At 69.7% G+C, this 26,744-nt stretch carries 27 protein-coding genes and 1 tRNA gene; 21 read left to right on the top strand and 7 right to left on the bottom strand.

Annotation, left to right across the window (positions count from 1 at the left end; genetic code table 11):
- The first annotated feature begins 3 nt into the window (after nucleotides 1–3).
- From GGR66_RS10475 to GGR66_RS10465, 3 genes are all read left to right on the top strand, one after another.
- Nucleotides 4–324 (top strand): YbaB/EbfC family nucleoid-associated protein, encoded by a 321-nt coding sequence (locus GGR66_RS10475; protein WP_160966219.1) that lies wholly within the window; start codon nucleotides 4–6, stop codon nucleotides 322–324.
- 243 nt (nucleotides 325–567) lie between these two features.
- Nucleotides 568–1,182, top strand: coding sequence for a recombination mediator RecR (gene recR, locus GGR66_RS10470; RefSeq protein WP_160966221.1), 615 nt, complete (start codon nucleotides 568–570; stop codon nucleotides 1,180–1,182).
- Between the two features lie 75 nt (nucleotides 1,183–1,257).
- Nucleotides 1,258–1,605 (top strand): histidine triad nucleotide-binding protein, encoded by a 348-nt coding sequence (locus GGR66_RS10465; RefSeq protein WP_010342491.1) that lies wholly within the window; start codon nucleotides 1,258–1,260, stop codon nucleotides 1,603–1,605.
- An 83-nt stretch (nucleotides 1,606–1,688) separates the two neighbouring features.
- Here GGR66_RS10465 and GGR66_RS10460 read toward each other — a convergent pair whose 3' ends face one another.
- Genes GGR66_RS10460 through GGR66_RS10445 form a run of 4 tightly spaced genes read right to left on the bottom strand, consistent with a single transcriptional unit; the run spans nucleotide 1,689 to nucleotide 6,061 of the window.
- Nucleotides 1,689–2,207 (bottom strand): Slp family lipoprotein, encoded by a 519-nt coding sequence (locus tag GGR66_RS10460; protein WP_184448230.1) that lies wholly within the window; start codon nucleotides 2,205–2,207, stop codon nucleotides 1,689–1,691.
- Nucleotides 2,204–4,153, bottom strand: a complete 1,950-nt coding sequence (locus tag GGR66_RS10455; RefSeq protein WP_184448229.1) for a DUF3488 and transglutaminase-like domain-containing protein — start codon at nucleotides 4,151–4,153, stop codon at nucleotides 2,204–2,206. Before GGR66_RS10455 ends, GGR66_RS10460 begins: the two co-directional genes overlap by 4 nt.
- Nucleotides 4,146–5,102: a DUF58 domain-containing protein gene (locus tag GGR66_RS10450; RefSeq protein WP_184448228.1), complete on the bottom strand. Its 957-nt coding sequence runs from the start codon at nucleotides 5,100–5,102 to the stop codon at nucleotides 4,146–4,148. The genes GGR66_RS10455 and GGR66_RS10450 overlap by 8 nt, the downstream gene beginning before the upstream one ends.
- A gap of 5 nt (nucleotides 5,103–5,107) precedes the next feature.
- Complete coding sequence (locus GGR66_RS10445) at nucleotides 5,108–6,061, bottom strand: MoxR family ATPase (protein WP_048490150.1); 954 nt, start codon at nucleotides 6,059–6,061, stop codon at nucleotides 5,108–5,110.
- 36 nt (nucleotides 6,062–6,097) lie between these two features.
- Between GGR66_RS10445 and GGR66_RS10440 the strand changes: the two genes are divergently transcribed.
- From GGR66_RS10440 to GGR66_RS10430, 3 genes are all read left to right on the top strand, one after another.
- On the top strand, nucleotides 6,098–7,942 hold the full coding sequence (locus GGR66_RS10440; protein WP_184448227.1) for a glycosyltransferase family 39 protein: 1,845 nt from the start codon (nucleotides 6,098–6,100) through the stop codon (nucleotides 7,940–7,942).
- A 245-nt stretch (nucleotides 7,943–8,187) separates the two neighbouring features.
- Nucleotides 8,188–9,177 carry a glycosyltransferase family 2 protein gene (locus GGR66_RS10435; RefSeq protein ID WP_184448226.1) on the top strand — a complete coding sequence of 330 codons (990 nt, stop codon included), beginning with the start codon at nucleotides 8,188–8,190 and terminating at the stop codon, nucleotides 9,175–9,177.
- 8 nt (nucleotides 9,178–9,185) lie between these two features.
- Nucleotides 9,186–11,024, top strand: coding sequence for a glycosyltransferase 87 family protein (locus GGR66_RS10430; protein WP_255421663.1), 1,839 nt, complete (start codon nucleotides 9,186–9,188; stop codon nucleotides 11,022–11,024).
- A gap of 1 nt (nucleotide 11,025) precedes the next feature.
- On the opposite strand, the gene GGR66_RS10425 is transcribed toward GGR66_RS10430, so the two are convergent.
- On the bottom strand, nucleotides 11,026–11,598 hold the full coding sequence (locus GGR66_RS10425; protein WP_184448224.1) for a Maf family nucleotide pyrophosphatase: 573 nt from the start codon (nucleotides 11,596–11,598) through the stop codon (nucleotides 11,026–11,028).
- A gap of 131 nt (nucleotides 11,599–11,729) precedes the next feature.
- Here GGR66_RS10425 and GGR66_RS10420 point away from each other — a divergent pair, with 131 nt between their 5' ends.
- The 14 genes from GGR66_RS10420 to GGR66_RS10355 all read left to right on the top strand — a co-directional run bounded on the left by GGR66_RS10420 (nucleotide 11,730) and on the right by GGR66_RS10355 (nucleotide 24,545).
- Nucleotides 11,730–12,239 carry a YceD family protein gene (locus tag GGR66_RS10420; protein WP_010342480.1) on the top strand — a complete coding sequence of 170 codons (510 nt, stop codon included), beginning with the start codon at nucleotides 11,730–11,732 and terminating at the stop codon, nucleotides 12,237–12,239.
- Nucleotides 12,240–12,340: 101 nt separating this feature from the next.
- Nucleotides 12,341–12,535 carry a 50S ribosomal protein L32 gene (rpmF, locus tag GGR66_RS10415; protein WP_010342479.1) on the top strand — a complete coding sequence of 65 codons (195 nt, stop codon included), beginning with the start codon at nucleotides 12,341–12,343 and terminating at the stop codon, nucleotides 12,533–12,535.
- 97 nt (nucleotides 12,536–12,632) lie between these two features.
- Nucleotides 12,633–13,616 (top strand): beta-ketoacyl-ACP synthase III, encoded by a 984-nt coding sequence (locus GGR66_RS10410; protein WP_184448223.1) that lies wholly within the window; start codon nucleotides 12,633–12,635, stop codon nucleotides 13,614–13,616.
- Between the two features lie 688 nt (nucleotides 13,617–14,304).
- Nucleotides 14,305–15,249, top strand: coding sequence for an ACP S-malonyltransferase (gene fabD / locus GGR66_RS10405; RefSeq protein WP_184448222.1), 945 nt, complete (start codon nucleotides 14,305–14,307; stop codon nucleotides 15,247–15,249).
- A gap of 91 nt (nucleotides 15,250–15,340) precedes the next feature.
- A complete protein-coding gene (gene fabG, locus GGR66_RS10400) occupies nucleotides 15,341–16,084 on the top strand; it encodes a 3-oxoacyl-ACP reductase FabG (RefSeq protein WP_160966241.1) in 744 nt (247 codons plus the stop codon).
- Nucleotides 16,085–16,288: 204 nt separating this feature from the next.
- The gene (gene acpP, locus GGR66_RS10395) at nucleotides 16,289–16,528 is read left to right on the top strand and encodes an acyl carrier protein (RefSeq protein WP_160966243.1); all 240 of its coding nucleotides are present in this window, start codon (nucleotides 16,289–16,291) and stop codon (nucleotides 16,526–16,528) included.
- A gap of 129 nt (nucleotides 16,529–16,657) precedes the next feature.
- The gene (gene fabF / locus GGR66_RS10390; protein ID WP_160966245.1) at nucleotides 16,658–17,893 is read left to right on the top strand and encodes a beta-ketoacyl-ACP synthase II; all 1,236 of its coding nucleotides are present in this window, start codon (nucleotides 16,658–16,660) and stop codon (nucleotides 17,891–17,893) included.
- Between the two features lie 185 nt (nucleotides 17,894–18,078).
- A complete protein-coding gene (locus GGR66_RS10385; RefSeq protein WP_184448221.1) occupies nucleotides 18,079–19,428 on the top strand; it encodes an aminodeoxychorismate synthase component I in 1,350 nt (449 codons plus the stop codon).
- Between the two features lie 68 nt (nucleotides 19,429–19,496).
- Entirely contained in the window at nucleotides 19,497–20,564 is a 1,068-nt protein-coding gene (mltG, locus tag GGR66_RS10380; protein ID WP_184448220.1) for an endolytic transglycosylase MltG, read from the top strand.
- Entirely contained in the window at nucleotides 20,561–21,232 is a 672-nt protein-coding gene (tmk, locus tag GGR66_RS10375) for a dTMP kinase (protein WP_160966251.1), read from the top strand. Before mltG ends, tmk begins: the two co-directional genes overlap by 4 nt.
- Nucleotides 21,229–22,191: a DNA polymerase III subunit delta' gene (locus GGR66_RS10370; protein WP_184448219.1), complete on the top strand. Its 963-nt coding sequence runs from the start codon at nucleotides 21,229–21,231 to the stop codon at nucleotides 22,189–22,191. Before tmk ends, GGR66_RS10370 begins: the two co-directional genes overlap by 4 nt.
- Complete coding sequence (locus GGR66_RS10365) at nucleotides 22,188–22,541, top strand: PilZ domain-containing protein (RefSeq protein ID WP_160966255.1); 354 nt, start codon at nucleotides 22,188–22,190, stop codon at nucleotides 22,539–22,541. The genes GGR66_RS10370 and GGR66_RS10365 overlap by 4 nt, the downstream gene beginning before the upstream one ends.
- A gap of 87 nt (nucleotides 22,542–22,628) precedes the next feature.
- Nucleotides 22,629–22,703: transfer RNA gene (locus tag GGR66_RS10360), tRNA-Val, on the top strand.
- 714 nt (nucleotides 22,704–23,417) lie between these two features.
- Nucleotides 23,418–24,545, top strand: a complete 1,128-nt coding sequence (locus GGR66_RS10355; RefSeq protein ID WP_184448218.1) for a serine hydrolase domain-containing protein — start codon at nucleotides 23,418–23,420, stop codon at nucleotides 24,543–24,545.
- A 133-nt stretch (nucleotides 24,546–24,678) separates the two neighbouring features.
- Here GGR66_RS10355 and GGR66_RS10350 read toward each other — a convergent pair whose 3' ends face one another.
- On the bottom strand, nucleotides 24,679–24,861 hold the full coding sequence (locus tag GGR66_RS10350) for a hypothetical protein (protein ID WP_184448217.1): 183 nt from the start codon (nucleotides 24,859–24,861) through the stop codon (nucleotides 24,679–24,681).
- Nucleotides 24,862–25,062: 201 nt separating this feature from the next.
- Here GGR66_RS10350 and GGR66_RS10345 point away from each other — a divergent pair, with 201 nt between their 5' ends.
- Nucleotides 25,063–25,833: a DNA-formamidopyrimidine glycosylase family protein gene (locus GGR66_RS10345; RefSeq protein WP_160966325.1), complete on the top strand. Its 771-nt coding sequence runs from the start codon at nucleotides 25,063–25,065 to the stop codon at nucleotides 25,831–25,833.
- A gap of 180 nt (nucleotides 25,834–26,013) precedes the next feature.
- On the opposite strand, the gene GGR66_RS10340 is transcribed toward GGR66_RS10345, so the two are convergent.
- A complete protein-coding gene (locus GGR66_RS10340) occupies nucleotides 26,014–26,739 on the bottom strand; it encodes a helix-turn-helix transcriptional regulator (protein WP_184448216.1) in 726 nt (241 codons plus the stop codon).
- Between the last annotated feature and the right edge of the window lie 5 nt (nucleotides 26,740–26,744).

Below are 26,744 nucleotides of genomic sequence, written 5' to 3'. Positions count from 1 at the left end.
ACGATGCGCGGCAATATCGCCCAACTGATGCAACAGGCGCAGAAGATGCAGGAAAACCTGCAGCGCGCCCAGGAAGAACTGGCCCAGCTCGAAGTCACCGGCAGCGCCGGCGGCGGCATGGTCACCGTGACCCTGACCGGCGCCAAGGAGTGCCGCAAGGTGCGGATCGATCCGAGCATCCTGGCCGACCAGGAAATGGCCGAGGATCTGATCGCCGCCGCCTTCAACGACGCCTCCAACAAGATCGATGCCGAGTCCAAGGCGCGCATGGGCGCGGCCACCGCCGGCATGCCGATCCCGCCGGGCATGAAGCTGCCTTTCTGAGGGCCCTGGATTCGGGAGTGGGGATTCGGGATTCGTGGTTTCTCGCGAGCGCGCTGCCCCTCCTGCTTCGGTGAATTGCCTTCGTAGGAGCGGCTTCAGCCGCGACGGGCTTTCCAGGAACGCCTGTCGCGGCTGAGGCCGCTCCTACGGAAATCTCCACGTTTCCATCGGATCGCGTGACAACGCTTTGGTTGCCGACCGTCCGTTGCCATCCGAATCCCCAATCCCGAATCCCCAACCGCAATGAGCTCGCCGCTGCTCGAACAACTGATCGATGCGTTCCGCGTGCTGCCTGGCGTCGGCCAGAAGACCGCGCAGCGCATGGCCTATCACGTGCTCGAGCGCGAGCGCGAAGGCGGGCAGCGCCTGGCCGAGCGGTTGCACGAGGCGATCGAGCGCATCGGCCATTGCGCGCAGTGCCGCGATTTCAGCGAGACCGAACTCTGTGCGATCTGCGCCAGTCCCGCCCGCGACCGCCAGCAGCTGTGCGCGGTGGAATCGCCGGCCGACCGGCTGGCGATCGAGCACGCCACCGGCTACCGCGGCCTGTACTTCATCCTGCAGGGCAGGCTGTCGCCGCTGGATGGCATCGGGCCGCGCGAGCTGGGCCTGGATCGGCTGGCCGCGCGGCTGGCGCAGGGCGAGGTCGCCGAACTGATCATCGCCACCAACTCCACGGTCGAAGGCGAGGCCACCGCGCATTACCTGGCGCAACTGGCGCGCCAGCACGGCGTGCGGCCGAGCCGCCTGGCGCAGGGCCTGCCGCTGGGCGGGGAGCTGGAGTACGTGGATCGCGGCACGCTGTCGCATGCCTTCGGCAGCCGCAGCGAAGTGCCGCGCGCCGGCGCCGGCGAGTAACCGCCGCACGCGGCTGCGGCGCAACGCCGAATTGGGCTATAACGACGGCCCCTTCTTTCGTTCCGGGCGCGCTCCATGGACACCATCTTCGGCAAGATCATCCGTCGCGAAATTCCCGCCAGCATCGTCTACGAGGACGACGCCGTGCTCGGCTTCAAGGACATCGCGCCGCAGGCGCCGGTGCATGTGCTCTTCATCCCCAAGCAGGTGGAGATTCCGACCCTGGACGACCTGGCGCCGGAGCAGGCGACTCTGGTCGGCCGGCTGGTGCTGGCCGCGGCCAGCTATGCGCGCGAGCAGGGCCTGGCCCAGGACGGCTACCGGGTGGTGATCAACTGCCGCGAGCACGCCGGGCAGACCGTATTCCATCTGCACCTGCATCTGCTCGCCGGCGCGCCGCTGGGTCGCTTCGGCACGCCCTGAGTCGCGCGGCTGGCGCCAACCGGCAGGCATAAAAAAACGCCGCTGGATCAGCGGCGTTCTTCGTTGCGGTGAATGCGGCAGGCTTACCACCAGCCCCAGCGCGGACCCCACGGGCCCCAGCCCGGGCCCCACGGGCCGTACGGGTAGGCGGGCACCACTTCGACCTGGCGCACCACCGGCCACAGGTAGACCACGTCCGCGTCCATCTTCGGCAGGCGGTAGTCGTACTCGCCGATGCGGGTGTTGTCGTAGCCGGACACATGGCCGATGAAGGTCACTTCGCGGCCGGGCTCGAACACCGCTGGGTCGTAGAAGCCGGCGCGGCAGGCGATGAAGCGGCCATCGCTGGCGTCGGCCGAGCTGCTGTCCGGACGGCCGCTGGCATTGAGCGGGCGCGACAGCATCTGGAAGCAGGTCTGGCCCTGGCCGGGCGTGGTCTTGATGATCTTGCCGCCCCATCGCACCGGCGCGCCGGCCTGGTGGCCGGCGACCGAATCGCGCGGGCTGACCGGCGCGAACTGGCCTTGCAGTGGCTTGGGAGCGGTGGCGCAGGCGCCGAGCGCCAACGCAGCGATCACGGGGAACAGCAGGCGAATCTTCATCGGGATGCTCCAGTGGGCGGACGGTGCCTGCGCAGGTCGCGCAACAATGAAGCGCTGTCCGAATCAGCGCCAGCGTAGCGCGCATCGGCGAAACGCCGGCTGAGCGGAATCAGCGTCGCATCGCCGGTTTCCTGCTGCACGCGCGCGGCCCACGCCAATGCCGGTTCGTGCGGCGCGCGGCCCTGGCCGCGCTTGGCGTAGCGCCGGCTCAGGCCGCGCCAGGCACGCAGCAAGGGATCGCGCTCGCGCTCGCCGCGGGCCAGCCACCAGGCCATCGCACCCAGCAGCAGGGCCGCCAACCCGGCGAACAGCGCCACCAGCTGGCCGGGCTCCAACTTCGCCACGCCGAACTGGCTGAGCAGGCGCTGCTGGCGGTTGGCGTCGAAGGACAGCACCAGGTCGTTCCAGCCGCGCCGCGCCCAGTCGGCGAGGTCGCGCAAGCGCCAGTCGGCGTTGCCGCCCTGGGCGCCGGCGCCGTTGCCCAGCCGGTCCTCCAGGGTGTCGTAGATGCGTTCCGGCGCCACTGCCGCGGTCGGGTCCACGCGCACCCAGCCGCGTTGCGGCAGCCACACCTCGGCCCAGGCGTGCGCGTCCATGCGTCGTACCACCCAGTAGTCGCCGAACGGGTTGCGGGTGCCGCCGGCATAGCCGGTGACCACGCGCGCGGGAATGCCGGCGCCGCGCATCAGCACCACGAAGGCCGAGCTGAAGTGTTCGCAGAACCCGGCCTTCTGCCGGAACAGGAACTCGTCCACGCCGTCGCGGCCGGGCAGCGGCGTCTGCAGGGTGTAGGCGAAGTCGCGGCGGATCCATTGCAGGGCGCGGGCGACGATCGCCGCGTCGTCGGCACCGGCCTGCTGCCGCCATTGCCGGGCCAGCGCCAGGGTACGCGGGTTGTAGCCCGGCGGCAGCGCCAGTGCGCGTTGCCGCTGCGCCGGGTCGAGATCGGCCTCGACTCGCTGCGGCGGCGCCGAGCGCAGCCGCCAGCGGGTCAGCGCGCTGAGCGGGCGCTCGGTCTGCAGCACGGCGTCGGCGCTGAGCCGGGTGCCGGCCGGCGCCTGCAGCGGCAGGTCCAGCGCGACCAGTTGCCGGCGGTCGGTCGGCTCCACTTCGAGTTGGTAGTCCCAGCCGCCCGGCGCGAACTGTACCGCCGGTGCCGGCGCCCAGGCGTTGCCGCGCTGCGCGCGCCAGGTGCGGCCGTCGAAATCCCACAGCACCGGGCCGCGCCAGTAGCGCTGCGCCGGTGCCGGCACCGGGCCGAAGAACTGCACGCGCAGCGCCGGGGTGTCGTCGGCCATCAGGTCCAGCCATTGCCCCGGGCTCATCGTGTCCGACAGGCCGGGACGGCCCATGGCGCGCTCCGGAACGCCCCACAGCGGCGAGCCCAGTCGCGGGAACAGCCAGAACGCGGCCAGCGCCAGCGGCAGGCCCAGCGCCAGCAGACGGCCGACGCCGCGCAGTTGTCCGCGCAGCGGGCGGCGTGCGCTGTGTCCTTCCTGATCGGCCAGGCGCTGCATGCACAGCAGCGCCGCGATCACCGCGGCCAGCCCCAGCGCCATCGTCACCGGGCCCTGGTCGAGCAGGAAGGCGGCGAACGGCGCGAACAGGGCGAAGCCGAGCAGGCTGCGCGCATCGCGCAGGCTCTTCAGTTCCGAGGGCTTGATCGCCAGCATCGCCGCCAGCAGCGCGCAGCCGGTATCGCGGCCGAAGCGCAGGCCGACCTGCCAGTACAACGCTGCGAGCATCACCGCGACCAGGGCCAGGCGCAGCAGTGCCGGCATCGGACGCCACGCCGAACTGGCGCCGATCAGCAGCGCCGACAGGGCGATCAGCCAGGCCAGCGTGCCGGGCAACTGCAGCAGCAGCGGCAGCAAGGCCAGCAGCGCCGCGCCCAGTGCCCAGGCGCGGCTGGCGGCGTGCAACGCGGGCGAGCGCGGCTCAGCCATGCGGCAGCAGCGCCAGCGCGCGCAGGCACAGATGCCGGTGCTGCGGGCCGCGGCCCGGCCCCAGCGCCGGCTGCCCCGGCAACAGCAGGCGGTAGCGGCGACCGTCGCGTTCGGCGTCCTCGACCCAGCGCGCCAGCCGCGCGATGCGGCGTTCGTGCGGCAAGGCCGGCAGCGTGCGCCAGTCCAGCACCACGTCCACCCCGATCGGGCGTTCGTACTCGCGCACCAGCAGGGTGTCGCGGCGCGCCGAGTGCTTCCAGGCGATCGCCCGCGGCGCGTCGCCGGCGCGGTAGGGACGCAACTGGTGCAATTCCTCGCCGAGCGCGTGCAGCCGGGTCTGGGTCGGGGTGCCGGCGCCGGCCGGCAGTGGCGGGCCATCGGCTTCCGGTTGCGGGTAGACCAGCAGCGGGGTGTCCGGCCAGAACCAGGCCCAGGCGCGCAGCAGGCCCAGCGGCTGGGTGGTGGAGACCTGGATGCGCTGCAGGTCGAGCCAGCCGCGGCGCTCGGTGGGCACCTCCAGGTCGGCCTCGTTGCGGTCGTCGCGGTGCAGGTCCAGATAGGTGTGCGCGGTGCCGTGGCGCACGCGCAGGCCGCGCCGGCGGCGGCCGTCGGCGGTGGCCAGCGCCAGCCGCAGGCGCAGCGGCTGACCGGCGGCGACCGGCTCGGCCGACAGCGCCTCCAGGCGCAGCCCGGACAACTGCAGGTGGGCGACGATGGCGCTGGCCATCGCCGCTGCGCCGAGCAGCATCGCCAGCAGCAGCGCCGGGTTGTTGTTGTAGTTCAGCGCGCCGAGCAACATCGCCGCCAGCAGCAGCGCCATGAAGCCGCCGAACGGCGTCGGCAGGATATAGATGCGTCGCCGGTCCAACTGCATCGGCAGGGCTTCCGGCGCGCGCGGCGCGGCCAACTGCGCCAGTCGCTGCCGCCAGTCGCGCCGCCCGCCCGGCATCGGCGTCAGTCCACCGCGACGCTGTGCAGGATCGCCTTGGCCAGGGCCTGGCCGGAGGCCGATTCCTGCTCGGCCACCAGGCGGTGTTCGGCGACGGCCACGAACAGCGCCTGCACGTCGTCGGGCAGCACGTGGCCGCGCCCGAGCAGCAGTGCATGCGCCTTGGCCGCACGCAGCAGGGCGATGCCGGCGCGCGGCGACAGGCCCACACGCACGCCGGGGTGCTGGCGGCTGCGCGCCAGCAGCGCCTGCACGTAGCCGACCAGCGCCTCGCTGGCATGGATCTGCTCCACGCCCTGGCGCAGGGTGGCCATGTCGGCCTCGCCGAGCAGCGGCTGCGCCTGCGCGATCAGGTCGCGGCGGTCGCTGCCGCTGAGCAGCGCGCGTTCGGCCTCGGCGTTGGGATAGCCCAGGGCCAGGCGCAGCAGGAAACGGTCCAGTTGCGAGTCGGGCAGAGGAAAGGTGCCGGACAGGTCCACCGGGTTTTGCGTGGCGATGACGAAGAACGGCGACGGCAGCGGATGGGTGGTGCCGTCGAGGGTGACCTGCTGTTCGGCCATCGCTTCCAGCAGCGCGCTCTGGGTGCGCGGCGGCGCGCGGTTGATCTCGTCGGCGAGCAGCACGTGGGTGAACACCGGCCCCGGGTGGAACTGGAACTGGCGCGACTGCGCGTCGTACACCGACACGCCGAGCACATCGGCCGGCAACAGGTCGGAGGTGAATTGCACGCGCTGGAAGCCCAGCCCCAGGCTCGCCGCCAGCGCATGCGCCAGCGTGGTCTTGCCCAGGCCGGGCAGGTCCTCGATCAGCAGATGTCCGCCGGACAGCAGGGCGACAAAGGCCATGCGCACCTGCTGCGGCTTGCCCAGGACCAGCGAATTGACCTGCTGCTGGGCGCGTGTGAGCGCCTCGCGCAACGTATCGGTTAGCATTTCCGGCAAGCGGAGCGGAGTAGGCATCGCAGTCTCGCAACGGTTTCAGGGAGTGTACGGGCAATGCAAGGGGAACAACGTGCACGCAGCGTCTTCATCGTGCTGTGGACGCTCGTCACCGCCGCCAAACTGCTGGTCGCCGCGCGCCTGCCGTTGTTCGTCGACGAGGCGTTCTACTGGCAGGAAGGCCAGCATCTGGCGCTGGCCTATTCGGATCTGCCCGGGCTGACCGCGTGGCTGGCGCGGCTGGGCGTGGCGCTCGGCGGCGATCACCTGCTGGCGCTGCGCGCGCCGTTCCTGCTGCTGGGCGCGGCCCTGCCATGGCTGATCGCGCGCATCGCCACGCGCTGGTTCGGCGCGGTGGCGGGCTGGCGCGCCGGCAGCCTGGCCTTGCTGATGCCGCTGTCCGGCACCCTGGGCATCCTGGCGCTGCCGGACGTGCCGATGGCGCTGGCGACCATCCTGTGCCTCGACGCCACGGCGCGGCTGCTGCGCCAGTCCGAGGCGATGAGCGCGGTGGAGCTGGCGCTGGGCCTGAGCATCGGCGCGCTGAGCCATTACCGCTTCGTCGGCGTGATCGGCGTCGGCGCGATCGCGCTGCTGCTGATCCCGCAGGGCCGGCGCATGCTGCGCGATCCGCAGGTGTGGGTGGCGTTGGCGCTGGGCATGGTCGCCTGGCTGCCGCTGCTGGCCTGGAATGCGGACAACGGCGAGGCCGGTCTCAAGTTCCAGCTGGTCGATCGCCATCCCTGGAGTTTCCAGCCGGCCGGCATCGCCTTCCTGCTGATCCAGTTGCTGCTGGTCACGCCACTGCTGGCGGTGGCGATGACCAAGGTGGCGCTGATGGCAACGCGCGGCGGCAGCAGCGGCACGCGCGTGCAGTGGCGCTATTTCGGCCTGCTCGGTGGCGTGTCCACCCTGGGCATCTTCCTGCTCGGGTTCTTCACCGATGCCGAGCGGGTCAGCTTCCACTGGCCGCTGCCGGGCTATCTGGCGCTGCTGATCGCCACGCCGGTGATCCTCAACGGCTGGAGCAAGCCGCTGCGCCGCGCCACCTGGCTGCTGGCCGGGCTGGGCCTGGTCGGCGCGTTCGGCTACTACCTGGCGGTGTCGACGCCGGCGGTGCGCGAGCACGCCGCCGGCGACAAGTACTACCCGCGCAACTTCGCCGGCTGGCGACCGCTGGCCAGCGCGGTGCGTCGCGAGCTGGCAGCGATGCCGGCCGGTACCAAAGTGCTGGCGGACAACTTCAAGGTCGGCGCCGAACTCGGCTTCGAACTGCGCGACCCGAACATCCAGGTGCTGCCGCATCCCTTGAACGACAAGCACGGGCGCAGCGCGCAGCTGCAGCAGTGGGGGCTGCTCAGCGACGGCCACCGCGACGGTCCGCGGTTGCTGGTGCTCTCGCCCAGCGACATGAAATACCGGCTGCTGCTGCAGCGCTACCACGTGGTCTGCGCCCTGGTCGGTCCGCTGCCGCCGCCGCGCGTGGTGTCCAGCGACCACGGCAGCCAGCGCTTCCTGCTGTTCGCGTTGCCGGCGCAGCGCGCGACCGGCCCCTGCACCACGCCGGCGATGGCCTGGTTCAACACCCCCGACGTGGATGCCACGGTCGGCCACCGCTTCGACGTCTCCGGCTGGGCGTTCAAGGATGGAGTGGGGCTCGACCGGATCGAGGTGCTGCTCGACGGCAAGGTCGCGGCGCAGGCGCACTACGGCGCGTTCTACGACGTCACCAAGTTCTGGAAGATCTCCACCGATCCCGGCCATCCGAACATCGGCTTCAGCGCCACCGTCGATGCCAGCGGCCTGGCGCCGGGCACGCACTGGCTGGGCCTGCGCCTGCACGGCCGCGACGGCAGCGTCGAAGACTGGTGGGAGCAACCGATCGTGTTGCGCCCGCGCTGAGCGAGGGCGTCTGGTCGCTCCCTGAGGATGCAGTGTTTGGTTTGGCGGCGCGCCTGCCATGCCAAACCCGAATGCCGGGGTTGCGCGCCCGTGGCCGCGCCATCGTTCGGCCCTGGGCTGACGTCTACGTCCTCCTGCGTCTCGCCACAGGCAGGCGCAACCGCGGCGCGACGTGCTCGGGGAGTGGTGATCCGCCCTAGAATGACGCGCCTTTCCACGCCGTCGCGCAGGACCGCACGCCGCCCATGTCCAGTTCCCCCTCCGACCGCCCCGCGGCCGCGCCGCGGATCGCGGTGCTGGTGCCGTGCCACAACGAAGCGGCCACCATCGGCCAGGTCGTGGCCGATTTCGCCACGCATCTGCCCGGCGCGCACATCCACGTGTTCGACAACAACTCCAGCGACGCCACCATCGCCCGGGCGCGTGCGGCCGGCGCGGTGGTGCGCGAGGTCGCGCTGCAGGGCAAGGGCAACGTGGTGCGGCGCCTGTTCGCCGACATCGAGGCCGACGTGTACGTGCTGGTCGACGGCGATGCGACCTACGATGCGGCGATGGCGCCGGCGCTGGTCGAGCGCCTGCTGCGCGACGGGCTGGACATGGTGGTCGGGGCGCGCCGCAGCGACGCGGCGGCGGCCTACCGCGCCGGCCATCGCACCGGCAACGTGCTGCTGACCCGCTGCGTGGGCTTCCTGTTCGGCCGCAGCTTCGACGACATGCTGTCCGGCTACCGGGTGTTCTCGCGGCGCTACGTGAAGTCGTTCCCCGCGCACGCCGCCGGCTTCGAGACCGAGACCGAACTGGCGGTGCACGCATTGCAGCTGCGCATGCCGGTGGCGGAAGTGGACACCGCCTATGGCGCGCGTCCGGAAGGATCGCAGAGCAAGCTGCGCACCTGGCACGACGGTACCCGCATCCTGTTGACCATCCTGCGCCTGTTCAAGGCCGAGCGGCCGCTGTTGTTCTTCTCACTGGGCTTCGGTGCCTGCGTGCTGCTGGCGCTGGCGCTGGCGGTGCCGTTGCTGCAGACCTATTGGCAGACCGGCCTGGTGCCGCGCTTCCCCACCGCGATCCTGTGCTCGGCGCTGGTGTTGCTCGGCGTGCTGCTGCTGGCCTGCGGGCTGATCCTGGACACGGTCACGCGCGGCCGCATCGAGGCCAAGCGCCTGGCCTACCTGGCGATCCCGGCCTGGCCGGCGGCAGACGTGCAGGGTACGCAGCGGGGTGACGGCGCATGAGTGTGGGCATGGCTGCTGCGGCGGAAGTGCCGCGCCCGACGCGCCGCCAGCGCCTGCTGGCCGCGCTGGATCGCCGCTTCGCCTTCCACAGCCGCGGCAACGTGATCGCGGCGGGCGTGGCGGTGGCGCTGCTCGGCGGGCTGTTGTCGCTGTGGCTGGGCCAGGACGCCAACTGGGACCTGCGCAACTACCACCTGTACAACGGCTACGCCGCACTGCACGGCCGCCTCGGCATCGACCTGGCGCCGGCGCAGATGCAGAGCTACTTCAATCCGCTGCTGGACGTGCTGCATTACGCGCTGTTCGTCGGCCTGCCTGCGCCGCTGGCCGGGTTCGCGATGGGCGTGCTGCATGCGCTGGCGTTCCTGCTGCTGGCCGGCATCGTCTGGCAGGTGCTGGACCCGCGGCTGGATCGCGCGCGGCTGGTGCCGTGGCTGGCGTTGGCCGGCCTGTGCAGCGCCGCGTTCCTGTCCGAGTTCGCCGGCACCATGGCCGACAACACCAGCGCCCTGCCGGTGCTGGGCGCGCTGCTCGCCGCACTGCATGCGCAACGCCGCCAGCAGGCCGCGGGGCAGGGCGTGGCGCTGGGCTGGTGGACGCTGGCCGGTGCCCTGCTCGGGCTGGCGATGGCCTGCAAACTGACCAATGCCCTGTTTGCGCTGGCCCTGGGCGTGGCCGCGCTGGTCGCCGGCGGGCGCCCACGGCAGCGCCTCGGTGGTGCCGCGGTGCTGACCGCGGTGACGCTGCTCAGCTTCGCGCTGCTGGCCGGGCCCTGGCTGCTGCGGGTCTGGCAGACCTTCGGCAATCCGCTGTTCCCGCAGTTCAACAGCCACTTCCTGGCGCCGCTGGCGCAGCCGGTGGCGGTCAGCGACACGCGTTGGTTGCCGAAGACGCTGTGGGAATGGCTGACCTGGCCGCTGCAGTTCTCGCTGGCGCCGAACCGGGTCAGCGAGGTGCGCCTGCGGCAACTGGTGTGGCCGCTGCTGTATCTGCTGGGCCTGGTCGCGTTGCTGCGCTGGGCGCTGCGGCGTCCGCGCGCCTCCGCGCCGGCGGAGGTGGTCGCGCCGGCCTGGCGTGCGGTGCTGGTGTTCGTGCTGGTGGCCTTCCTCGCCTGGCAGGCGGCCTTCAGCATCCAGCGCTATCTGGTGGTGCCGGAGCTGCTGGCGCCGCTGCTGCTGTGGGTGGGGCTGCGGCGGCTGCTGCCGGCGCGCATCGCCGCCCCGGCGGCGCGCTGGACCCTGATCGCCTGTGCGGCCTTTGCGCTGTATGGCTGGGGCGAGTGGGGCCACGAGCGCTGGGCGCGCCAGGCGTTCCGGGTGCAGGCGCCGCCCATGCCGCAGCCCGAGCGCAGCCTGGTGCTGCTGGTCGGCGATGCGCCGGAGTCCTGGCGCATTCCGTTCCTGCCGGAGCAGGCGGCGTATGCCTCGGTCGCCTCCAATTTTCCGGAAACGCCGGCCTACGCCGCGCGGGTACGGGCGATGCTGGCGGCGCGCGGGCAGGGCTATGCGCTGTTGCCGGCCGAGGTGGATCGCAATGTCGAGCGCCTGCGGCGGCTCAATGCCGTGGCCGCGCGCCTGGGCCTGGATCGCGGCCCCGACTGCGCGCTGATGCGGCGCCTGGCGCACCGCCCGGTGCGTGCCGGCGTGGCCGTGGACGCCGGCCGCTGCCGCTGGGTGCTGCTGCCGGAACGGGCTGTGGATGTCGCCGCCGCGGACCGGCAGACCCAGGCGCTGGCCGAGCAGCAACTGGCGCGCTACGGCCTGGCGCTGCAGCCGGGGTCCTGCCGGATCTACCCGTCCTGGGTCGGGCAGGCGCGCTTCCCGTATCAGTGGTGCCGGTTGCAGTGAGCTAGGGCAGGGTGTAACCGGCCTCGCGCAGCAGCTCGGACAGCGCGATCAACGGCAGGCCGATCAGCGCGGTCGGGTCCTGGCTGTGGATCGCGCGGAACAGGCTGATGCCCAGGCCTTCGCACTTGAAGCTGCCGGCGCAGTCCAGCGGCCGTTCGGCGGCGACGTAGCGGGCGATGGCCTCGGCCTGCAGGTCGCGGAACTGCACTTCAGTGAGGTCGCAGGCCTGCAGCGTGCGTCCACCGCGCTGCAGGCACACGGCGGTGTGGAAGCGCACGCTGCGCCCGGACATGGCCGCCAGCTGTGCGTGCGCCGCGGCCACGTCGCCGGGCTTGCCCAGCGGTTGGCCGTCCAGTTCGGCGACCTGGTCCGAGCCGATCACCCAGGCCTCCCCGGCGGTGGCCGCGACCGCCGCGGCCTTGGCCGCCGCCAGCCGCTGCGCCAGCGCCAGCGGCGTCTCGCCGGGCAGCGGAGTCTCGTCGACCTGCGGGCGGGCGCAGTCGAAGGGCAGGCGCAGCCGCTGCAGCAGCTCGCGGCGGTAGGTGGAAGTGGAAGCCAGGATCAGCGGTGGCATCGGCGGTGGGCAGGCAGCGGTGGGCCGGGGCCGGCAGTCTGCGGCGGCCGGCGCGGACCGGCAAGGCGATGCAGGGACGGGTCCGGGACGGTTTGACAGCGGCCCCGGCAGTCCTTAACATTCTGCGGCTTATGTCCGCGAACGTGCCCGAACTGTTGGATGCCTGGCGGATGGTCGCAGCGCGCAGGGTCTTCGAAGACCGCCTGCCGCTCTCGGCGATGACCCGTCTGCAAGGCAGCCTGGCCGACACCGAAGGCGAATGCCGCTACACGCTGGAATTCGGCCGCGACGCTGTACTGCAAGTGTCCTATGTCGAACTGAAGATCGAAACCGAGCTGCCGCTGATCTGTCAGCGCAGCCTGCAGCGCTTCCTGCTGCCGGTGTCGAGCGTACAGCGGCTGGGGCTGATCCGCAGCGAGGAAGAAGAAGCCGCGCTGCCGCCGGATCACGAGGCCTTGCTGGTGCCGGAAGACGGCATGCTGAGGCCGGCCGATCTGGTCGAGGACGAGTTGGTGCTGGCGGTACCGCTGGTGCCGGTGGCGCCCGGAAGCGAGGCGGTCGATCGCGACTGGCCGGCGACCGAGGAAGAAACGAGCAAGGTCAACCCGTTCGCGGCGTTGGCGGCGCTGAAGAAACAGTAGCGGTCGGTCCGCCTGCCGCTGCCTGAGGTTGTTGCCGGACGCGCGCGTCCTGCGCGACGTAATGACGACAGATGTAAACGAACCGAGTTTGGAGCAATCCCATGGCTGTGCAGAAATCCCGTGTCACCCCGTCCCGCCGCGGCCAGCGCCGTTCGCACGACGCCCTCAGCGCCAAGCAGCTGTCGACCGATCCGACCAGCGGCGAGATCCACCTGCGCCACCACGTCACCGCCGACGGTTACTACCGTGGCAAGAAGGTGATCGCCACCAAGACCGCGCAGGTCGAAGAAGATTGATTCGTGCCCGTCCATCGCGCTGCGGCGGACGGAGTCACCCATCTTCACAGGCCGCGCCGCACCGGTGCGGCCTGCGTAACAGGCAACAGGAACCAGCATGAGCAAGCGGATCTATTCCAGGATCGCGGGCACCGGCAGCTATTTGCCTGAAAAAGTGTTGACCAACGACGATCTGTCGCAGATGGTCGACACCAGCGACGAATGGATCCGCAGCCGTACCGGCATCCGCGAGCGGCACATCGCCGCCCCCGGCCAGACCGCCGGCGACCTGGGCTACGAGGCCGCGCTGAAGGCGATCGAAGCCGCCGGCATCGATGTCGCCGAACTCGACATGATCGTGGTCGGCACCACCACCCCGGATCTGATCTTCCCGTCCACCGCCTGCCTGATCCAGGCCCGCCTCGGCGTGGTCGGCTGCCCGGCGCTGGACGTCAATGCCGCCTGTTCGGGCTTCGTCTACGCGCTCAGCGTGGCCGACAAGTTCATCCGCAGCGGCGACGCCAAGACCGTGCTGGTGATCGGCACCGAGACCCTCAGCCGCATCGTCGACTGGACCGAGCGCACCACCTGCGTGCTGTTCGGCGACGGCGCCGGCGCGGTGGTCCTGCGTGCCGACGCCGACACCGGCATCCTCAGCACCCATCTGCATGCCGACGGCAGCAAGAAGGAGTTGCTGTGGAATCCGGTCGGCATCGCCACCGGGCTGGGCGACGGCACCGGCGATCCGGCCGCCGGCGGCATCCAGATGAAGGGCAGCGAGGTGTTCAAGTACGCGGTCAAGGCACTGGACGCCGTGGTCGACGAGACCCTGGGCGCCAACGGCCTGGACAAGCACGACCTGGACTGGCTGATCCCGCACCAGGCCAACCTGCGCATCATCGAAGCCACCGCCAAGCGCCTGGACCTGCCGATGGAGCAGGTGGTGGTGACCGTGGACATCCACGGCAACACCTCGTCCGCCTCGGTGCCGATGGCGCTGGACGTGGCGGTGCGCTCGGGCCGCGTGCAGCGCGGCCAACTGCTGCTGCTGGAAGCCTTCGGCGGCGGTTTCACCTGGGGCTCGGCGCTGCTGCGCTACTGAGCCTGCCCCGTGCCCGGCGCCATCGGCGCCGCGGTGCGCCAGCGGCGATGCCGAACGCGGTGCGTCGTCTCCACGACGCACGGCGATATGCTGGCCGAACCATCTCTCATCGACGCCAGCGCGTCAGGCGCGCCGTGCACAGTCGCCGCGCCCGGAGGCGTGATGGGCGTCTGAGCGCTGTCCGCTGCTGCATTGCGTCGGCGCCTTACCGAAGCTCCTGCAGGAGCGGCTTCAGCCGCGACAGGCATTCCCGGTCAAGCCCGTCGCAGCGGAAGCCGCTCGTACGAGATGACGAGGCGTTCCTGCTGAGCTGCGGCAGAGCGCATTGTTGCGGCGCCCTGAACCGGTCGGCCGAGGCGCGGATCGACCCGTGCGCCCGCCAGGGCGTGCGCGCCCATCGCGCCATCGCTTGGCCGTCGAGCCCATGCCCGATTCGACCCATGCCCATCGCGCCTTACTGCTGTCGGCGTGCGCTGCCGTTGCCTTGCCTGACGTGCCCGGTCGCAGCGGTTTCCGCCCGCATGCGTCGCGCCCGCCACGCGCGCTGTCGGCACGACGCCCGGCACGGCGAAGCGTCGCGTCGCTGGCGCCGCGCGGTGGGCCGGCCACCACTCACATACGCCCGAGTACAGACGTCCGGCCGGTTTCGCCCGTATCATCGCCGCTCGATTTTCGCAGGGCCAACCGCGTGACCGATTCCACACTCGCCTTCGTCTTCCCCGGCCAGGGTTCGCAATCGCTGGGCATGCTGGCCGAACTGGCCGAATTGCATCCGCAGCTGCGCGACAGTTTCACCGAAGCCTCCGATGGCGCCGGCGTGGATCTGTGGGCGCTGAGCCAGGGCGGCCCGGAAGAGATGCTCAACCGCACCGAGTACACCCAGCCGGCGTTGCTGGCCGCGAGCGTGGCGCTGTGGCGGCTGTGGCTTGCCGAGGGGGGGGCGCGTCCGGCGCAGCTGGCCGGGCACAGCCTGGGCGAGTACAGCGCACTGGTCGCTGCTGGCGCCTTGTCGCTGCACGACGGCGCGCACCTGGTGCGGCTGCGCGGGCAGTTGATGCAGGACGCCGCGCCGGCCGGCGTGGGCGCGATGGCCGCCGTGCTCGGCGCCGAGGACGCGCTGGTCGAGGAGGTCTGCGCGCAGGCCGCGGGCAGCCAGGTGGTGGTGCCGGCCAACTACAACTCGCCGGGGCAGGTGGTGATCGGCGGCGATGCCGCCGCGGTCGACCGCGCGCTGGCGTTGCTGGCCGAGCGCGGCGTGCGCAAGGCGGTGAAGCTGGCGGTCAGCGTGCCCTCGCACACCCCGCTGATGCGCGAGGCGGCCAACCGCCTGGCCGAGGCGATGCGCGGGCTGGCCTGGCAGGCGCCGCAGCTGCCGGTGGTGCAGAACGCCGATGCGCAGGTGCACGAGGGCGTCGAGGCGATCCGCCAGGCACTGGTCGAGCAGTTGTACCTGCCGGTGCGCTGGACCGGCTGCGTGCAGGCGCTGGCCGCCGGCGGCGCCACCCGCCTGGCCGAGTGCGGACCGGGCAAGGTACTGACCGGCTTGGTCAAGCGCATCGACAAGTCGCTCGATGGGCGTGCGCTGGGTACGCCTGCCGATTTCGCCGGTGCGCGCGAGGCCTGGGCCTCCTGATCGCCGGCCGCCGCGCGGTGCGTGTCTTGCCCGCGCCGGCCTCCTTCCTTCCCTACGGCGCCATGCGCCGTCCGTCTTCAAGGAAACGCAGATGAGCAAGCCATTGCAGGGCGAGATCGCCCTGGTCACCGGCGCCAGCCGCGGCATCGGCGCGGCCATCGCCGACACCCTGGCCGCGCAGGGCGCCACCGTCGTCGGCACCGCGACCTCCGATTCCGGCGCACAGGCGATCGGCGCGCGTCTGGCCGCCCACGGCGGCCATGGCCGTGCGCTGGACGTCACCGACGGTGCCGCGGTCGATGCGCTGATCGAGGCGATCGCCAAGGAATTCGGCCCGGTCTCGATCCTGGTCAACAACGCCGGCATCACCCGCGACAACCTGCTGATGCGGATGAAGGACGACGACTGGCAGGCGATCATCGACACCAACCTGACCAGTGTGTTCCGCACCTCCAAGGCGGTGCTGCGCGGCATGATGAAGGCGCGCAAGGGCCGCATCGTCAACATCGCCTCGGTGGTCGGCGTGACCGGCAATCCGGGCCAGGCCAACTACGCGGCGGCCAAGGCCGGCATCATCGCCTTCTCCAAGTCGATGGCCAAGGAAATCGGCTCGCGCGGCATTACCGTCAACGTGGTCGCGCCGGGCTTCATCGACACCGACATGACCAAGGCGCTGCCGGAGGCGCAACGCACCGCGCTGCTGGAGCAGATCGCGCTCGGTCAGCTCGGGCAGCCGTCGGACATCGCCAACGCGGTGGCGTTCCTGGTCGGCCCCAATGCCGGCTACATCACCGGCGAAACCCTGCACGTGAACGGCGGGATGTACATGCCGTAAGCCTGCGGCGCAGCGGACGCGCCTAAGTGGCTGATCGGCCGGCAATTGTGCAGCGATGCAAGGGCCAGCCGGTTTCCACTACACTATCCAACGCGGCCATCGCAGCCCGATGGCGTTTTGTGAGTCCCTCACAGGAGCACCGCACATCCGTGTGCGGGGGTCCTAAACTCGAACCACCACTACTCCATCTGGAGCGATATCCCAATGAGCACCATCGAAGAACGCGTCAAGAAAATCGTCGTCGAACAGCTCGGCGTCAAGGAAGAAGAAGTCACCAACAACGCATCGTTCGTCGATGACCTGGGTGCCGACTCGCTGGACACCGTCGAGCTGGTGATGGCCCTGGAAGAAGAGTTCGAGTGCGAGATTCCGGACGAAGAAGCCGAGAAGATCACCTCGGTGCAGCAGGCCATCGATTACGTGAAGTCGCACGTCAAGAGCTGATGCTGCGTTCTCGATCGCCATCGGCGCCTGCGTGGGCCCGATGCGCGTGACAATCCCATGGGGCCGCGCATGCGGCCCTGTGTTTTTACAGGGTCAAGGCCGCGCGCATCGCGGTGAGGAGATTTCGCAATGAGCCGTCGTGTCGTCGTAACCGGCATGGGCCTGGTGTCGCCGTTGGGCAATGACCTGGCCAGCAGTTGGGAAGGGATCGTCAACGGACGCTCCGGCATCGGCCCGATCACCCAGATCGATGCGTCTCAATTCACCACCAAGATCGCCGGCGAGATCAAGGATTTCGATCCGACCAAGTTCATCTCGTCCAAGGACGCGCGCAAGATGGATTCGTTCATCCATTACGGCGTCGGCGCCTCGTTCATGGCGCTGGACGATTCCGGCCTGGAGATCACCGAGGCCAATGCCGAACGCATCGGCGCGATTCTCGGCTCCGGCATCGGTGGGCTGCTCGGCATCGAGGAACAGACCGTCAAATTCCACGAGGGCGGCGCGCGCAAGATCTCGCCGTTCTACGTCCCCAGCACCATCATCAACATGCTGCCGGGCCAGGTGAGCCTGATCAAAGGGCTGAAGGGGCCGACCTTCTCCGCGGTCTCGGCCTGCGCCACCTCCAACCATTCCATCGGCACCGCGATGCGCATGATCCAGCACGGCGACGCCGACGTGATGCTGGCCGGCGGTGCCGAGCGCGGCTCCTCGCCGACCTCGGTGGGCGGCTTCTGCTCGATGAAGGCGATGTCCACCCGCAACGACGATCCCGCCGCGGCCTCGCGGCCGTGGGACAAGGAGCGCGACGGCTTCGTGCTCGGCGACGGCGCCGGTGTGCTGGTGCTGGAAGAGTACGAACACGCCAAGGCGCGCGGTGCGCGCATCTACGCCGAGCTGGTCGGGTTCGGTGCCAGCTCCGACGCCTTCCACATGACCGCCCCGAGCGAGGATGGCGAAGGCGCCGCGCGCAGCATGGTGGCGGCGATGAAGGACGCCAAGCTCAATCCGGACCAGGTCGACTACCTCAACGCGCACGGCACCTCCACGCCGCTGGGCGACCTGGCCGAGACCCTGGCGATGAAGCGCGCGCTGGGCGATCACGCCTACAAGACCATGGTCAGCTCGACCAAGTCGATGACCGGCCACCTGCTCGGCGCCGCCGGCGGTGCCGAGGCGATCTTCTCGGTGATGGCGATCCACGCCGGCATCATCCCGCCGACCATCAACCTGCACGAGCCGGGCGAAGGCTGCGATCTGGACTACGTGCCGAACGTGGCGCGCGAGAAGAAGATCGACGTGGCCATGTCCAATGGGTTCGGCTTCGGCGGGACCAATGGCACGCTGCTGTTCAAGCGGGTGTGAGGGGGTGTAGCCCCCTCGGGATTCGGGAGTAGGGATTCGGGATTGGGAGAAGCCGACGCCGTGATGGTGCCGCGCTGGTCCGCCTGACACGGGTGCGCGGCATGTCCGCGCCGCGATTCTCCGGCGCCGCATTGCCCGGCGGCGCCTGCACCGCCTCACGTTTTCATTCTTCCAGCGGAGCTTCGATGCTGCGTACCGTTCCCTTGCCGGCCGACGTCGATCTGCTGGCGCTGCATCGCCTGGCGCCGCAGCGGTATCCGGTGCTGCTGGAATCGGCGGCGTCGGGGACGGCGCAGGGGCGCTGGGACATGTTGCTGGTCGCCGACGGGCAGGGCCTGCGGCTGGATCGCGATGGCGTCACCCGCGAGCTGGATGGTGCGGCGGTCGCCGGCGATTTCCTGAGCGCGCTGGACGCGCGCTGGCAGGCCGAACGCTGCGAACGCGACGAGCCGCGCTGGCCGTTCCGTGGCGGCTGGGCGCTGCTGCTGGATTACGAACTGGCCGCGCAGGTGGAGCCGGTGCTGCAACTGCCCCAGTCCGCCGCGATCACGCCTGCGGCGCTGGCCTTGCGCTGCCCCGCCGCGCTGCTGCGCGACCACGTCAGCGGCGACTGCGTGGCGCTGGCCGAACCCACGCATGCGGCATTGCTGGAGGCCGTGCTCGCCGATCTGCAGGCGCTGCCCGCGGCGGCGCCGGCGCCGGCCTGGCAGGCGCCGCTGGCGATCGAGGAAGATCCGCCGCAGCGCTTCGTCGACGGCGTGCGCCGCATCCTCGACTACCTGCGCGCCGGCGACGTGTTCCAGGTCAACCTGTCGCGGCGCTGGTCGGCGCGCTTCGCGGCGCCGCTGGCGCCGGCGGCGCTGTACGCGCAACTGCGCCGCGCCAACCCGGCGCCGTTCGCCGGCCTGTTCGTCGGCCACGGCCGTGCCGTGGTCAGTTCCTCGCCGGAACGGCTGGTGTCGGTACGCGGCGACGTGGTCGAGACCCGGCCGATCGCCGGCACCCGCGCACGCGCGCCGGGCGACGACGAGGCCGCGCGCATCCGCGAACTGGTGGGCCATCCCAAGGAGCGCGCCGAGCACGTGATGCTGATCGACCTGGAGCGCAACGACCTGGGGCGGATCTGCGCGCCGGGCAGCGTCGAGGTCGACGAGCTGATGAGCGTGGAGAGCTACGCCCACGTGCACCACATCGTCAGCAACGTGCGCGGCCGGCTGCGCGCGGGCACCACGCCGGGCGAGACGATCCGCGCCACCTTCCCCGGCGGCACCATCACCGGCTGCCCCAAGGTGCGCTGCATGCAGATCATCGCCGAGCTGGAGCAGACCCCGCGCGGCGCCTACACCGGCGCGTTCGGCTGGCTCAACCGCGACGGCGACATGGACCTGAACATCCTCATCCGCACCGCCGAGGTGGACGGCGCGCAGGTGCAGTTCCGCACCGGCGCCGGCATCGTGTTCGATTCCGACCCGGAGCGCGAACTCGACGAGACCCGGGCCAAGGCGCGCGGCCTGCTGCGCGCGCTGGAGCCGTGAGCGGGGCGACGCGATACCGGGCAGCGCCGGCCGCGCGGTATCCTGCACGTCATTGACGTCGTTTCGAGGTGGCCGTGGCTTGGGCTAAACGCGGGTGTCTGACCCTGCTGGGGACATTGCTGGTGCTGGCACTGCTGTTGGCCGCGGCCGGCGCCTGGTGGTGGCACAGTTATCGCGCCTTCGCCGAGCAGCCGCTGCGGGCGACCCAGCCCAGCGTGGAGGTGGCGCGCGGCGCCTCGCTCAATGGCGTGCTGCGCAACCTGCGCGCCGCCGGCGTGACCCAGGGCAGCGACCTGCAATGGCAACTGCTGGCGCGCGAGCTGGGCGTGGCTGGCAAGCTCCGGTTCGGCGAGTACGCGTTGCAGCCGGCGCTGAGCCCGCGCGAGCTGCTGCTGCGCATGCGCAAGGGCCAGGTGATCCAGTACCGCTTCACCATCGTCGAAGGCTGGAACGTGCGCCAGCTGCGCAGCGCCTTGAACGCGGCCACGCCGCTGGTGCACACCACCACCGACCTCAGCGACAGCGAACTGATGGCCAAGCTCGGCCAGCCCGGCCAGCACCCGGAAGGCCGCTTCCTGCCCGAGACCTACCTGTACCAGCGCGGCGACACCGACCTGCAACTGCTGCGCCGTGCGCATGCGGCGATGGACAAGGCCCTGGCCGCGGCCTGGGACGCGCGCGCCAAGGATCTGTCGTTGCAGTCGCCGGAGCAGGCGCTGATCCTGGCTTCGATCGTGGAGAAGGAAACCGGCCTGGCCGCCGAGCGCCCGCAGATCGCGGGCGTGTTCGTGCGCCGCCTGCAACTGGGCATGAAGCTGCAGACCGACCCGACCGTGATCTACGGCATCGGCAGCGCCTACGACGGCAACATCCGCAAGCGCGACCTGGAGACCGATACGCCGTACAACACCTACACCCGCACCGGCCTGACCCCGACCCCGATCGCCATGCCCGGGCGCGAGGCGCTGCGTGCCGCCACCAACCCGGCGCCGGGCGACAGCCTGTACTTCGTGGCCATCGGCGACGGCAGCGGCGCGCATGCGTTCTCCTCCAGCTATGCCGAGCACAACGCGGCGGTGGCGCGCTACCTGCAGCGCCTGCGCCAGGCGCGCAACGGCGCGGCGGTGACGCCATGAGCGAGGCCGTGCTGCGCCACCATCGCTTCGTCAGCCTGGAAGGCGGCGAGGGCGCCGGCAAGACCACCGCGATCAACGCGATCCGCGACGGGCTGCAGGCACAGGGCCACGAGGTGGTGCTGACCCGCGAACCGGGCGGCACGCCGCTGGCCGAACGCATCCGCGCGCTGCTGCTGGACAAGACGCCCGGCGAGGTCGCCGAACCGTTGGCCGCCGAGACCGAGCTGCTGCTGGTGTTCGCCGCGCGCGCCCAGCACGTGCGCGAGGTGATCCGCCCGGCATTGCAGCGCGGCGCCTACGTGGTCAGCGACCGCTTCACCGATTCCAGCTACGCCTACCAGGGCGAGGGCCGCGGCCTGGACCGCGCCTGGATCGCCGACCTGGAACGCCGGGCGGTCGGTCTGCAGCCGGGGCTGACCCTGCTGCTGGATCTGGACGTGCAGATCGGCCGCGCCCGCACCAGCGGCCGCGACCTGTGGCCGGACCGGATCGAGAGCGAGCAGGACGATTTCTTCCAGCGCGTGCGTGCCGGCTTCCGCCAGCGCGCCGCGCAGGACCCGCAACGCTTCCGCGTCATCGACGCCAGCCAGCCGCCGCAGGCGGTGGCGCAGGCGGTCACCGCCGCGCTGGCGGCGTGGGTGCGCGAGCAACAGGAGCCGATGCCATGAGCGATCTGCCGTTTTCGCCGTGGCAGCAGCGTGCCTACGACCAGACCGTGGCCGCGCTCGATGCCGGCCGCCTCGGCCATGGCCTGCTGATCTGCGGGCCGGAAGGCCTGGGCAAGCGCGCGGTGGCGCTGAAACTGGCCGCGCACGTGCTGGGCCAGGGCGAACCGGCCGCCAACCTGCGCAGCGCGCAGTTGATCGCCGCCGGTACCCATCCGGACCTGCAACTGATCTCGTTCATCCCCAACCGCACCGGCGACAAGCTGCGCACCGAGATCGTCATCGAACAGGTGCGCGAGATCTCGCAGAAGCTGTCGCTGACCCCGCAATACGGCGTGGCCCAGGTGGTGGTGGTGGATCCGGCCGACGCGATCAACCGCGCCGCCTGCAACGCCTTGCTGAAGACCTTGGAAGAGCCGCAGCCCGGCCGCTACCTGTGGCTGATCAGCGCGCAGCCGGCGCGCCTGCCGGCGACCATTCGCAGCCGCTGCCAGCGCCTGGAATTCAAGCTGCCGCCGGCCGACGAAGCGATCGCCTGGTTGCTGGCGCAGGACTTTCCCGAGAAGACCGCACGCGAAGCGCTGGATGCCGCGCGCGGCCATCCCGGCCTGGCCGCGCAGTGGCTGCGCGAGGACGGATTGAAGCTGCGCCGGCAGGTGGCCGCCGACCTGGAGCAGGTCGCCGCCGGCAAGCTCGGCACGCTGGAGGCCGCGCAGCGCTGGAGCAGCGATGCGCTCGCCGAGCAGCGCCTGGGCCATGCCGCCGACCTGGCGCTTGCCCAGGCGTCGCAGGCCGGCTTGACCGACCCGGCGCGATTGCACAAGCTGGCCGCGTGGTTCGACGCCGCCAATCGCACCCGCGACCTGCTGCGGACCACCGTGCGCGCCGACCTGGCGATCGCGGAACTGTTGCTGGCCTGGCGCGATGGCGATCGCCCGGCCCGGAGAGGGGCACAACGATGAGCGCGATGAGCGGACGCCAGGGCATCCTGTCGCTGGCGGTGAAGGACAAGGCGGCGCTGTACAACGCCTACATGCCGTTCGTGAAGAACGGCGGCATCTTCGTGCCCACCCCCAAGCGCTACTTCCTCGGCGACGAAGTGTTCCTGCTGCTGACCCTGCCCGATTCCAGCGAGCGCCTGCCGGTGGCCGGCAAGGTGATCTGGGTGACCCCGGTCGGCGCCCAGGGCAACCGCGCCGCCGGCATCGGCGTGCAGCTGCCGGACAACAGCGAAGGCGAGACCATCCGCACCAAGATCGAGACCCAACTGGCCGGCACCCTCAACGCCGACAAGCCCACCCAGACCATGTAGCGCTGGCGCGGCGACGCCATGCCACGGTCCTCGAAAGCACCCATTGACGCCGCGCGCCACAGCCCTATAATGTGCGGCTCGCGACACGGGCGGTTAGCTCAGCGGTAGAGCATTGCCTTCACACGGCAAGGGTCGCAGGTTCGAACCCTGCACCGCCCACCACGAAATCAAGAATTACGAGAAGCCGGCCTAGTGTCGGCTTTTTGGTATCTGCACGTTAACAGCGACTGCGAGTGCGGAACGATGATATGGACGTGCGTGTTGAATGATGCAGCCGTGTCGGAATCCTGATACCGCCGCGCCGACCTGATGGCGATCCTCGCCATGCCGGACGCGGGCCACTTGCCGTTCGTCCCGCGGGCCTTGAGCAGGCCTCGTCGAATTCGGAACACGCTGCCGTTGGCGGCCCGAGGAGCTGTCGCGAAGAAGACCCAAACGTAGATTGCTGAAGCGTTAAACGTTTCACAGGCTGCCGTGTCCAAGTTCGAGGACCGCGGAGCTGACTGCGACGGCTAACGGGATTGCGCTTGCAAGTAGGCGCCCTGCAGTGGTGGTTGGAATCCGTATCGCCGGATCTGTTCGGTGCGAATGCGCTGCGACTGGATCCAGCGGGCCTTTGCGTTTTCTGCGCGATGCGCAGGGACGTCTGATGGGCTTCGAGCTCGATGGCGAGTGGTATTTGACACAGTTGTAAGCGTGGCCGGAACAAGACAGAAGCAACGGCCAGCACGGGCGCGAGCGCCAGGCCAGGTCACCCTGCCGGGCCAGCCCACCTGTTCGCAGCGCGCGTCGGCCATTTCGTCGGCCTTATCCTCGTTTTGTCCGAAGGCACCCGCCCAGGTATTGGTCCGGCTCCATACTCGCGGCCGTTCCATCATGCCGGGGTACATCGTGCGAAACCTCTTCAGTTCCGTTACTTATCGCTTGCTTGTCGGTGTGCTTGTCTTTCTCTGCGCGGTGATGCCGCTGCGGGCGCAGTCGCAGGCGACGCCACTCGAAGACTTCATCGCTACCTATGCCGCGCAACACGGCTTCAGCGGTACTGTCTTGGTCCAGCAGGACGGAAAGCGGCGATACCAGCGCAGTTTCGGCCTTTCCAGTGTCCAGTACGGCGTCGCCAACGGCGACCAGACCCGGTACTGGATCGCTTCCATCACCAAACTGTTCACCGCCACCCTGGTGCTGCAACTGCATGAAGAAGGAAAATTGGACCTGCAGGCGAACGTGGCCAGCTACCTGCCCGATTACGCCATCGCCGGTGCCGACCGTATCACCTTGCATCAGCTTCTCAACCACACGTCCGGACTGCGGAACTTCGACCAGGTGAAAAGCTTGGAGCAGGCATTGACCAGGGGCTTGCCGACCTACCAGTCGCCCTATACCAGCGATCAGTTGATAAGAAAATTCTGCAGTGGACCGCTACTGCATGCACCGGGCACGACTTTCGACTACAACAACGGCGATTACCTGATCCTGGGCAAGGTCATCGAACGTGTCACCGGAAAAACCTACGAGCAGGTGCTGCAGGAACGGATTCTGGAGCCGCTGGGACTGCACCATACCGGCATGCTGCGCCATGAAAGCATCGTCGAAGGCTTGGCCTCCACCTACTCGTATCGCGAAGACCTCAAGTCCCTGTCCAACGACTTCCCGGTCTATCCGGAGAACTGGTACTCCGCTGGCGCGATGTACTCCACGGCCGAAGATGTGCTCAGGTTCTCGGACGCGCTGTTCGGGTCAGGCCTGTTGCGCAAGGAAAGCATCGCCCGGCTGACCACGCCAGGGCTCGACGACTACGGTTATGGCCTGTGGGTTTACGAGACGCGGATAGGCGCCGCCAAGCACCGTGTCGCCAAACGTCCAGGTCGGATCATGGGCGCGCAGGCGCAGCTGTATCGTTTCCTCGACCGCGACCTGACCATCGTCATTCTCGCCAATACCGCCAACACCGACCTGGACGAATTCGTTTTGCGGATAGGCGAGGCCGCGGTCGGTTCAAAATAGTGCGTGCGATGACTGTTCGCGCGGCCCGAGCCGCCTCTGTTCGTGATATCTACGAAGATGATGCGGTCGAAATTTCTTGGAAAGATGCGTTGATTCCCATGCTTGCGGATATTGATACGCTTTCGATCGACGGCTATCGCCTGTTTCCACGTGCATATGAAATGCGGTGGCTGCTGACATCACGCGGACCGCACGCATCCGGATCCATGAAGGCCTGGATCCCCCTTTGGCGGATCTGGTGTTCGGTCTGGTTGTCGGTGAAGAACGTTTCGGGCGCGAGCTGGTGGGCATCCAGCAGCAGCTCGATGCGGCTCATGCCTGCCACTGCGCGGCGTGGCTGTCATCAGCATGTTCGGTCCCGCTCGCTGCAGGCCGAGTACGCGGCTGAACTGGAGCGGGCGGCCCGGGGTCGTTGGCATCGATCATCCGATTCCAACCCGTATCCCAGCGCCGACTGACCAGCACTGGCTCCCGTTCGGCTCACGAATCGCTCACGGCCGCTATCGATACTTTGGCCATGCCTGAAGGCCCTTCTATCGTCATCCTGAAAGAAGAAGCTGCCGCGTTCGCCGGGCGCAAGGTGTTGCGGGTGTCCGGTAACAGCAAGCTGGACCTGGAGCGGATGCGCAACCGCAAGATCCTGTCGCTGCGCAGTTGGGGCAAGCATTTCCTGATCGAGTTCGATGCGTTCAGTGTGCGCATCCACTTCCTGCTGTTCGGCAGCTATCGGATCAATGCGCGCAAGGATGCGTCGGCGCGCTTGAGCCTGGGTTTCGCCAAGGGCGAGGAACTGAACTTCTACGCGTGTTCGATCAAGTTCATCGACGGTCCGCTGGATGCGGCCTACGACTGGACGGCGGACGTGATGAATCCCGACTGGGATGCGGCGCAGGCGCGGCGCAAGCTGCGGCTGCGCCCGCATACGCTCGCCGCCGATGCTTTGCTCGACCAGGACGTGTTCGCCGGGGTCGGCAACATCATCAAGAACGAGGTGCTGCACCGGATTCGCGTGCATCCCGAGAGCGAGATCGGCGCGCTATCCCCGCGCAAGTTAGGCGAACTGGTGACGCAGGCGCGCGAGTACAGTTTCGATTTCTATCGCTGGAAGAAAGCCTACGAACTGAAGAAGCACTACCAAGTGCACACCAAGACGGTCTGTCCGCGCGACGGGCATCTGCTCACCTATCGCAAGCAACTCGGCAAGGCGCAGCGGCGCGCGTTCTTCTGCGAGCATTGCCAGCGGCGGTATGCGCTGGATGATGGGTTGCAGACTGATATGTTCAAGTAATCCCGCTGCCGTCAGCAAAGTGCTGATCGTGTTGGCAGCTAAAGAGGCATGTACCTTGGCTGCAGTGTCCGTTTTGGATGCGGTGGCTGAGACCGCGTAGTCGTTGCCGGTGGCCGGCGCGCATGCGTCAGTCAGGGCAATGGGGCGTCGCCGTCCACTACGCGCGCTGATCGCCCTTCGTCAGGAGGGCAGCGCCACGGCCTCGTCTTCGAACCGGCGGATGCCCAGTTCGGTGAGCAGGCCGGCCCAGCCGAGATCGGTGACCACCAACGCGCGGGAACCGTCTGCACGGCGTAGCCAGTGTCTGGCGCAGAACTGATCGAGCAGGGCGGCGCCCAGGGAGCCGGCGAGGTGATGGCGGCGTTCGGTCCAGTCCAGGCAGCGCCGGGCCATGGCGCGGCGGCCCTGGGCGAGATGCGGCAGATCCAGGCCCATGCGCGCGAACCACGCCCCGCCTTCGCTGGAGACGGCGTAGCGGGTGGCGTCGTCGTGGGTGGTCAGCCAGGCACGCTGTTCCAGTGCCTCGGCGACCGCCACGCCGAGACGCCCGGCAAGATGGTCGTAGCAGCAGCGCGCCAGGCGTAGCGTCTGGGCGTCGCGATGCGGGCGGCGGCAGCGCGACGCCTGCGGCGGCGCGAGGGTGGCCAGGGTCTCGAGCACGGCGGCGACGTGCGCGCTGGCCAGGCGGTAGTAGCGGTGGCGGCCCTGGATCTCGACCGCCAGCAGGCCGCCCTCCAGCAGCTTTGCCAGGTGTGCGCTCGCGGTCTGCGGGGTGACGCCGCCGGCGAAGGCCAGTTCGCCGGCCGGCAGTGCGCGCCCGTCGATCAGGGCCATCAGCATGGCGGCGCGGGCCGGGTCCGCGATCAGGAACGCGGTCGCCGCCAGCTTGGGTCGTTCCAGATGCATCGCCG

This window comes from Xanthomonas sp. 3498, assembly GCF_014199795.1.
Classification (GTDB): Bacteria; Pseudomonadota; Gammaproteobacteria; order Xanthomonadales; family Xanthomonadaceae; genus Xanthomonas_A; species Xanthomonas_A rydalmerensis.
The sequence above is the reverse complement of the archived record's forward strand: the minus strand, read 5'-3'. Positions and strand labels throughout refer to the sequence as shown.

What these genes read in the sequence shown, in the direction of transcription:
- recR (WP_160966221.1), top strand. Translation starts at nt 568, where the DNA reads ATGAGCTCGCCGCTGCTCGAACAACTGATCGATGCGTTCCGCGTGCTG.
- GGR66_RS10460 (WP_184448230.1), bottom strand. Translation starts at nt 2,207, where the DNA reads ATGAAGATTCGCCTGCTGTTCCCCGTGATCGCTGCGTTGGCGCTCGGC.
- tmk (WP_160966251.1), top strand. Translation starts at nt 20,561, where the DNA reads ATGAGCGAGGCCGTGCTGCGCCACCATCGCTTCGTCAGCCTGGAAGGC.
- acpP (WP_160966243.1), top strand. Translation starts at nt 16,289, where the DNA reads ATGAGCACCATCGAAGAACGCGTCAAGAAAATCGTCGTCGAACAGCTC.
- fabF (WP_160966245.1), top strand. Translation starts at nt 16,658, where the DNA reads ATGAGCCGTCGTGTCGTCGTAACCGGCATGGGCCTGGTGTCGCCGTTG.
- GGR66_RS10440 (WP_184448227.1), top strand. Translation starts at nt 6,098, where the DNA reads ATGCAAGGGGAACAACGTGCACGCAGCGTCTTCATCGTGCTGTGGACG.
- GGR66_RS10420 (WP_010342480.1), top strand. Translation starts at nt 11,730, where the DNA reads ATGTCCGCGAACGTGCCCGAACTGTTGGATGCCTGGCGGATGGTCGCA.
- GGR66_RS10340 (WP_184448216.1), bottom strand. Translation starts at nt 26,739, where the DNA reads ATGCATCTGGAACGACCCAAGCTGGCGGCGACCGCGTTCCTGATCGCG.
- GGR66_RS10410 (WP_184448223.1), top strand. Translation starts at nt 12,633, where the DNA reads ATGAGCAAGCGGATCTATTCCAGGATCGCGGGCACCGGCAGCTATTTG.
- GGR66_RS10435 (WP_184448226.1), top strand. Translation starts at nt 8,188, where the DNA reads ATGTCCAGTTCCCCCTCCGACCGCCCCGCGGCCGCGCCGCGGATCGCG.
- GGR66_RS10465 (WP_010342491.1), top strand. Translation starts at nt 1,258, where the DNA reads ATGGACACCATCTTCGGCAAGATCATCCGTCGCGAAATTCCCGCCAGC.
- GGR66_RS10370 (WP_184448219.1), top strand. Translation starts at nt 21,229, where the DNA reads ATGAGCGATCTGCCGTTTTCGCCGTGGCAGCAGCGTGCCTACGACCAG.
- GGR66_RS10455 (WP_184448229.1), bottom strand. Translation starts at nt 4,153, where the DNA reads ATGGCTGAGCCGCGCTCGCCCGCGTTGCACGCCGCCAGCCGCGCCTGG.
- rpmF (WP_010342479.1), top strand. Translation starts at nt 12,341, where the DNA reads ATGGCTGTGCAGAAATCCCGTGTCACCCCGTCCCGCCGCGGCCAGCGC.
- GGR66_RS10365 (WP_160966255.1), top strand. Translation starts at nt 22,188, where the DNA reads ATGAGCGCGATGAGCGGACGCCAGGGCATCCTGTCGCTGGCGGTGAAG.
- GGR66_RS10445 (WP_048490150.1), bottom strand. Translation starts at nt 6,061, where the DNA reads ATGCCTACTCCGCTCCGCTTGCCGGAAATGCTAACCGATACGTTGCGC.
- GGR66_RS10355 (WP_184448218.1), top strand. Translation starts at nt 23,418, where the DNA reads ATGCCGGGGTACATCGTGCGAAACCTCTTCAGTTCCGTTACTTATCGC.
- GGR66_RS10345 (WP_160966325.1), top strand. Translation starts at nt 25,063, where the DNA reads ATGCCTGAAGGCCCTTCTATCGTCATCCTGAAAGAAGAAGCTGCCGCG.
- GGR66_RS10450 (WP_184448228.1), bottom strand. Translation starts at nt 5,102, where the DNA reads ATGCCGGGCGGGCGGCGCGACTGGCGGCAGCGACTGGCGCAGTTGGCC.
- GGR66_RS10430 (WP_255421663.1), top strand. Translation starts at nt 9,186, where the DNA reads ATGGCTGCTGCGGCGGAAGTGCCGCGCCCGACGCGCCGCCAGCGCCTG.
- GGR66_RS10425 (WP_184448224.1), bottom strand. Translation starts at nt 11,598, where the DNA reads ATGCCACCGCTGATCCTGGCTTCCACTTCCACCTACCGCCGCGAGCTG.
- GGR66_RS10350 (WP_184448217.1), bottom strand. Translation starts at nt 24,861, where the DNA reads ATGAGCCGCATCGAGCTGCTGCTGGATGCCCACCAGCTCGCGCCCGAA.
- GGR66_RS10385 (WP_184448221.1), top strand. Translation starts at nt 18,079, where the DNA reads ATGCTGCGTACCGTTCCCTTGCCGGCCGACGTCGATCTGCTGGCGCTG.
- GGR66_RS10475 (WP_160966219.1), top strand. Translation starts at nt 4, where the DNA reads ATGCGCGGCAATATCGCCCAACTGATGCAACAGGCGCAGAAGATGCAG.
- fabG (WP_160966241.1), top strand. Translation starts at nt 15,341, where the DNA reads ATGAGCAAGCCATTGCAGGGCGAGATCGCCCTGGTCACCGGCGCCAGC.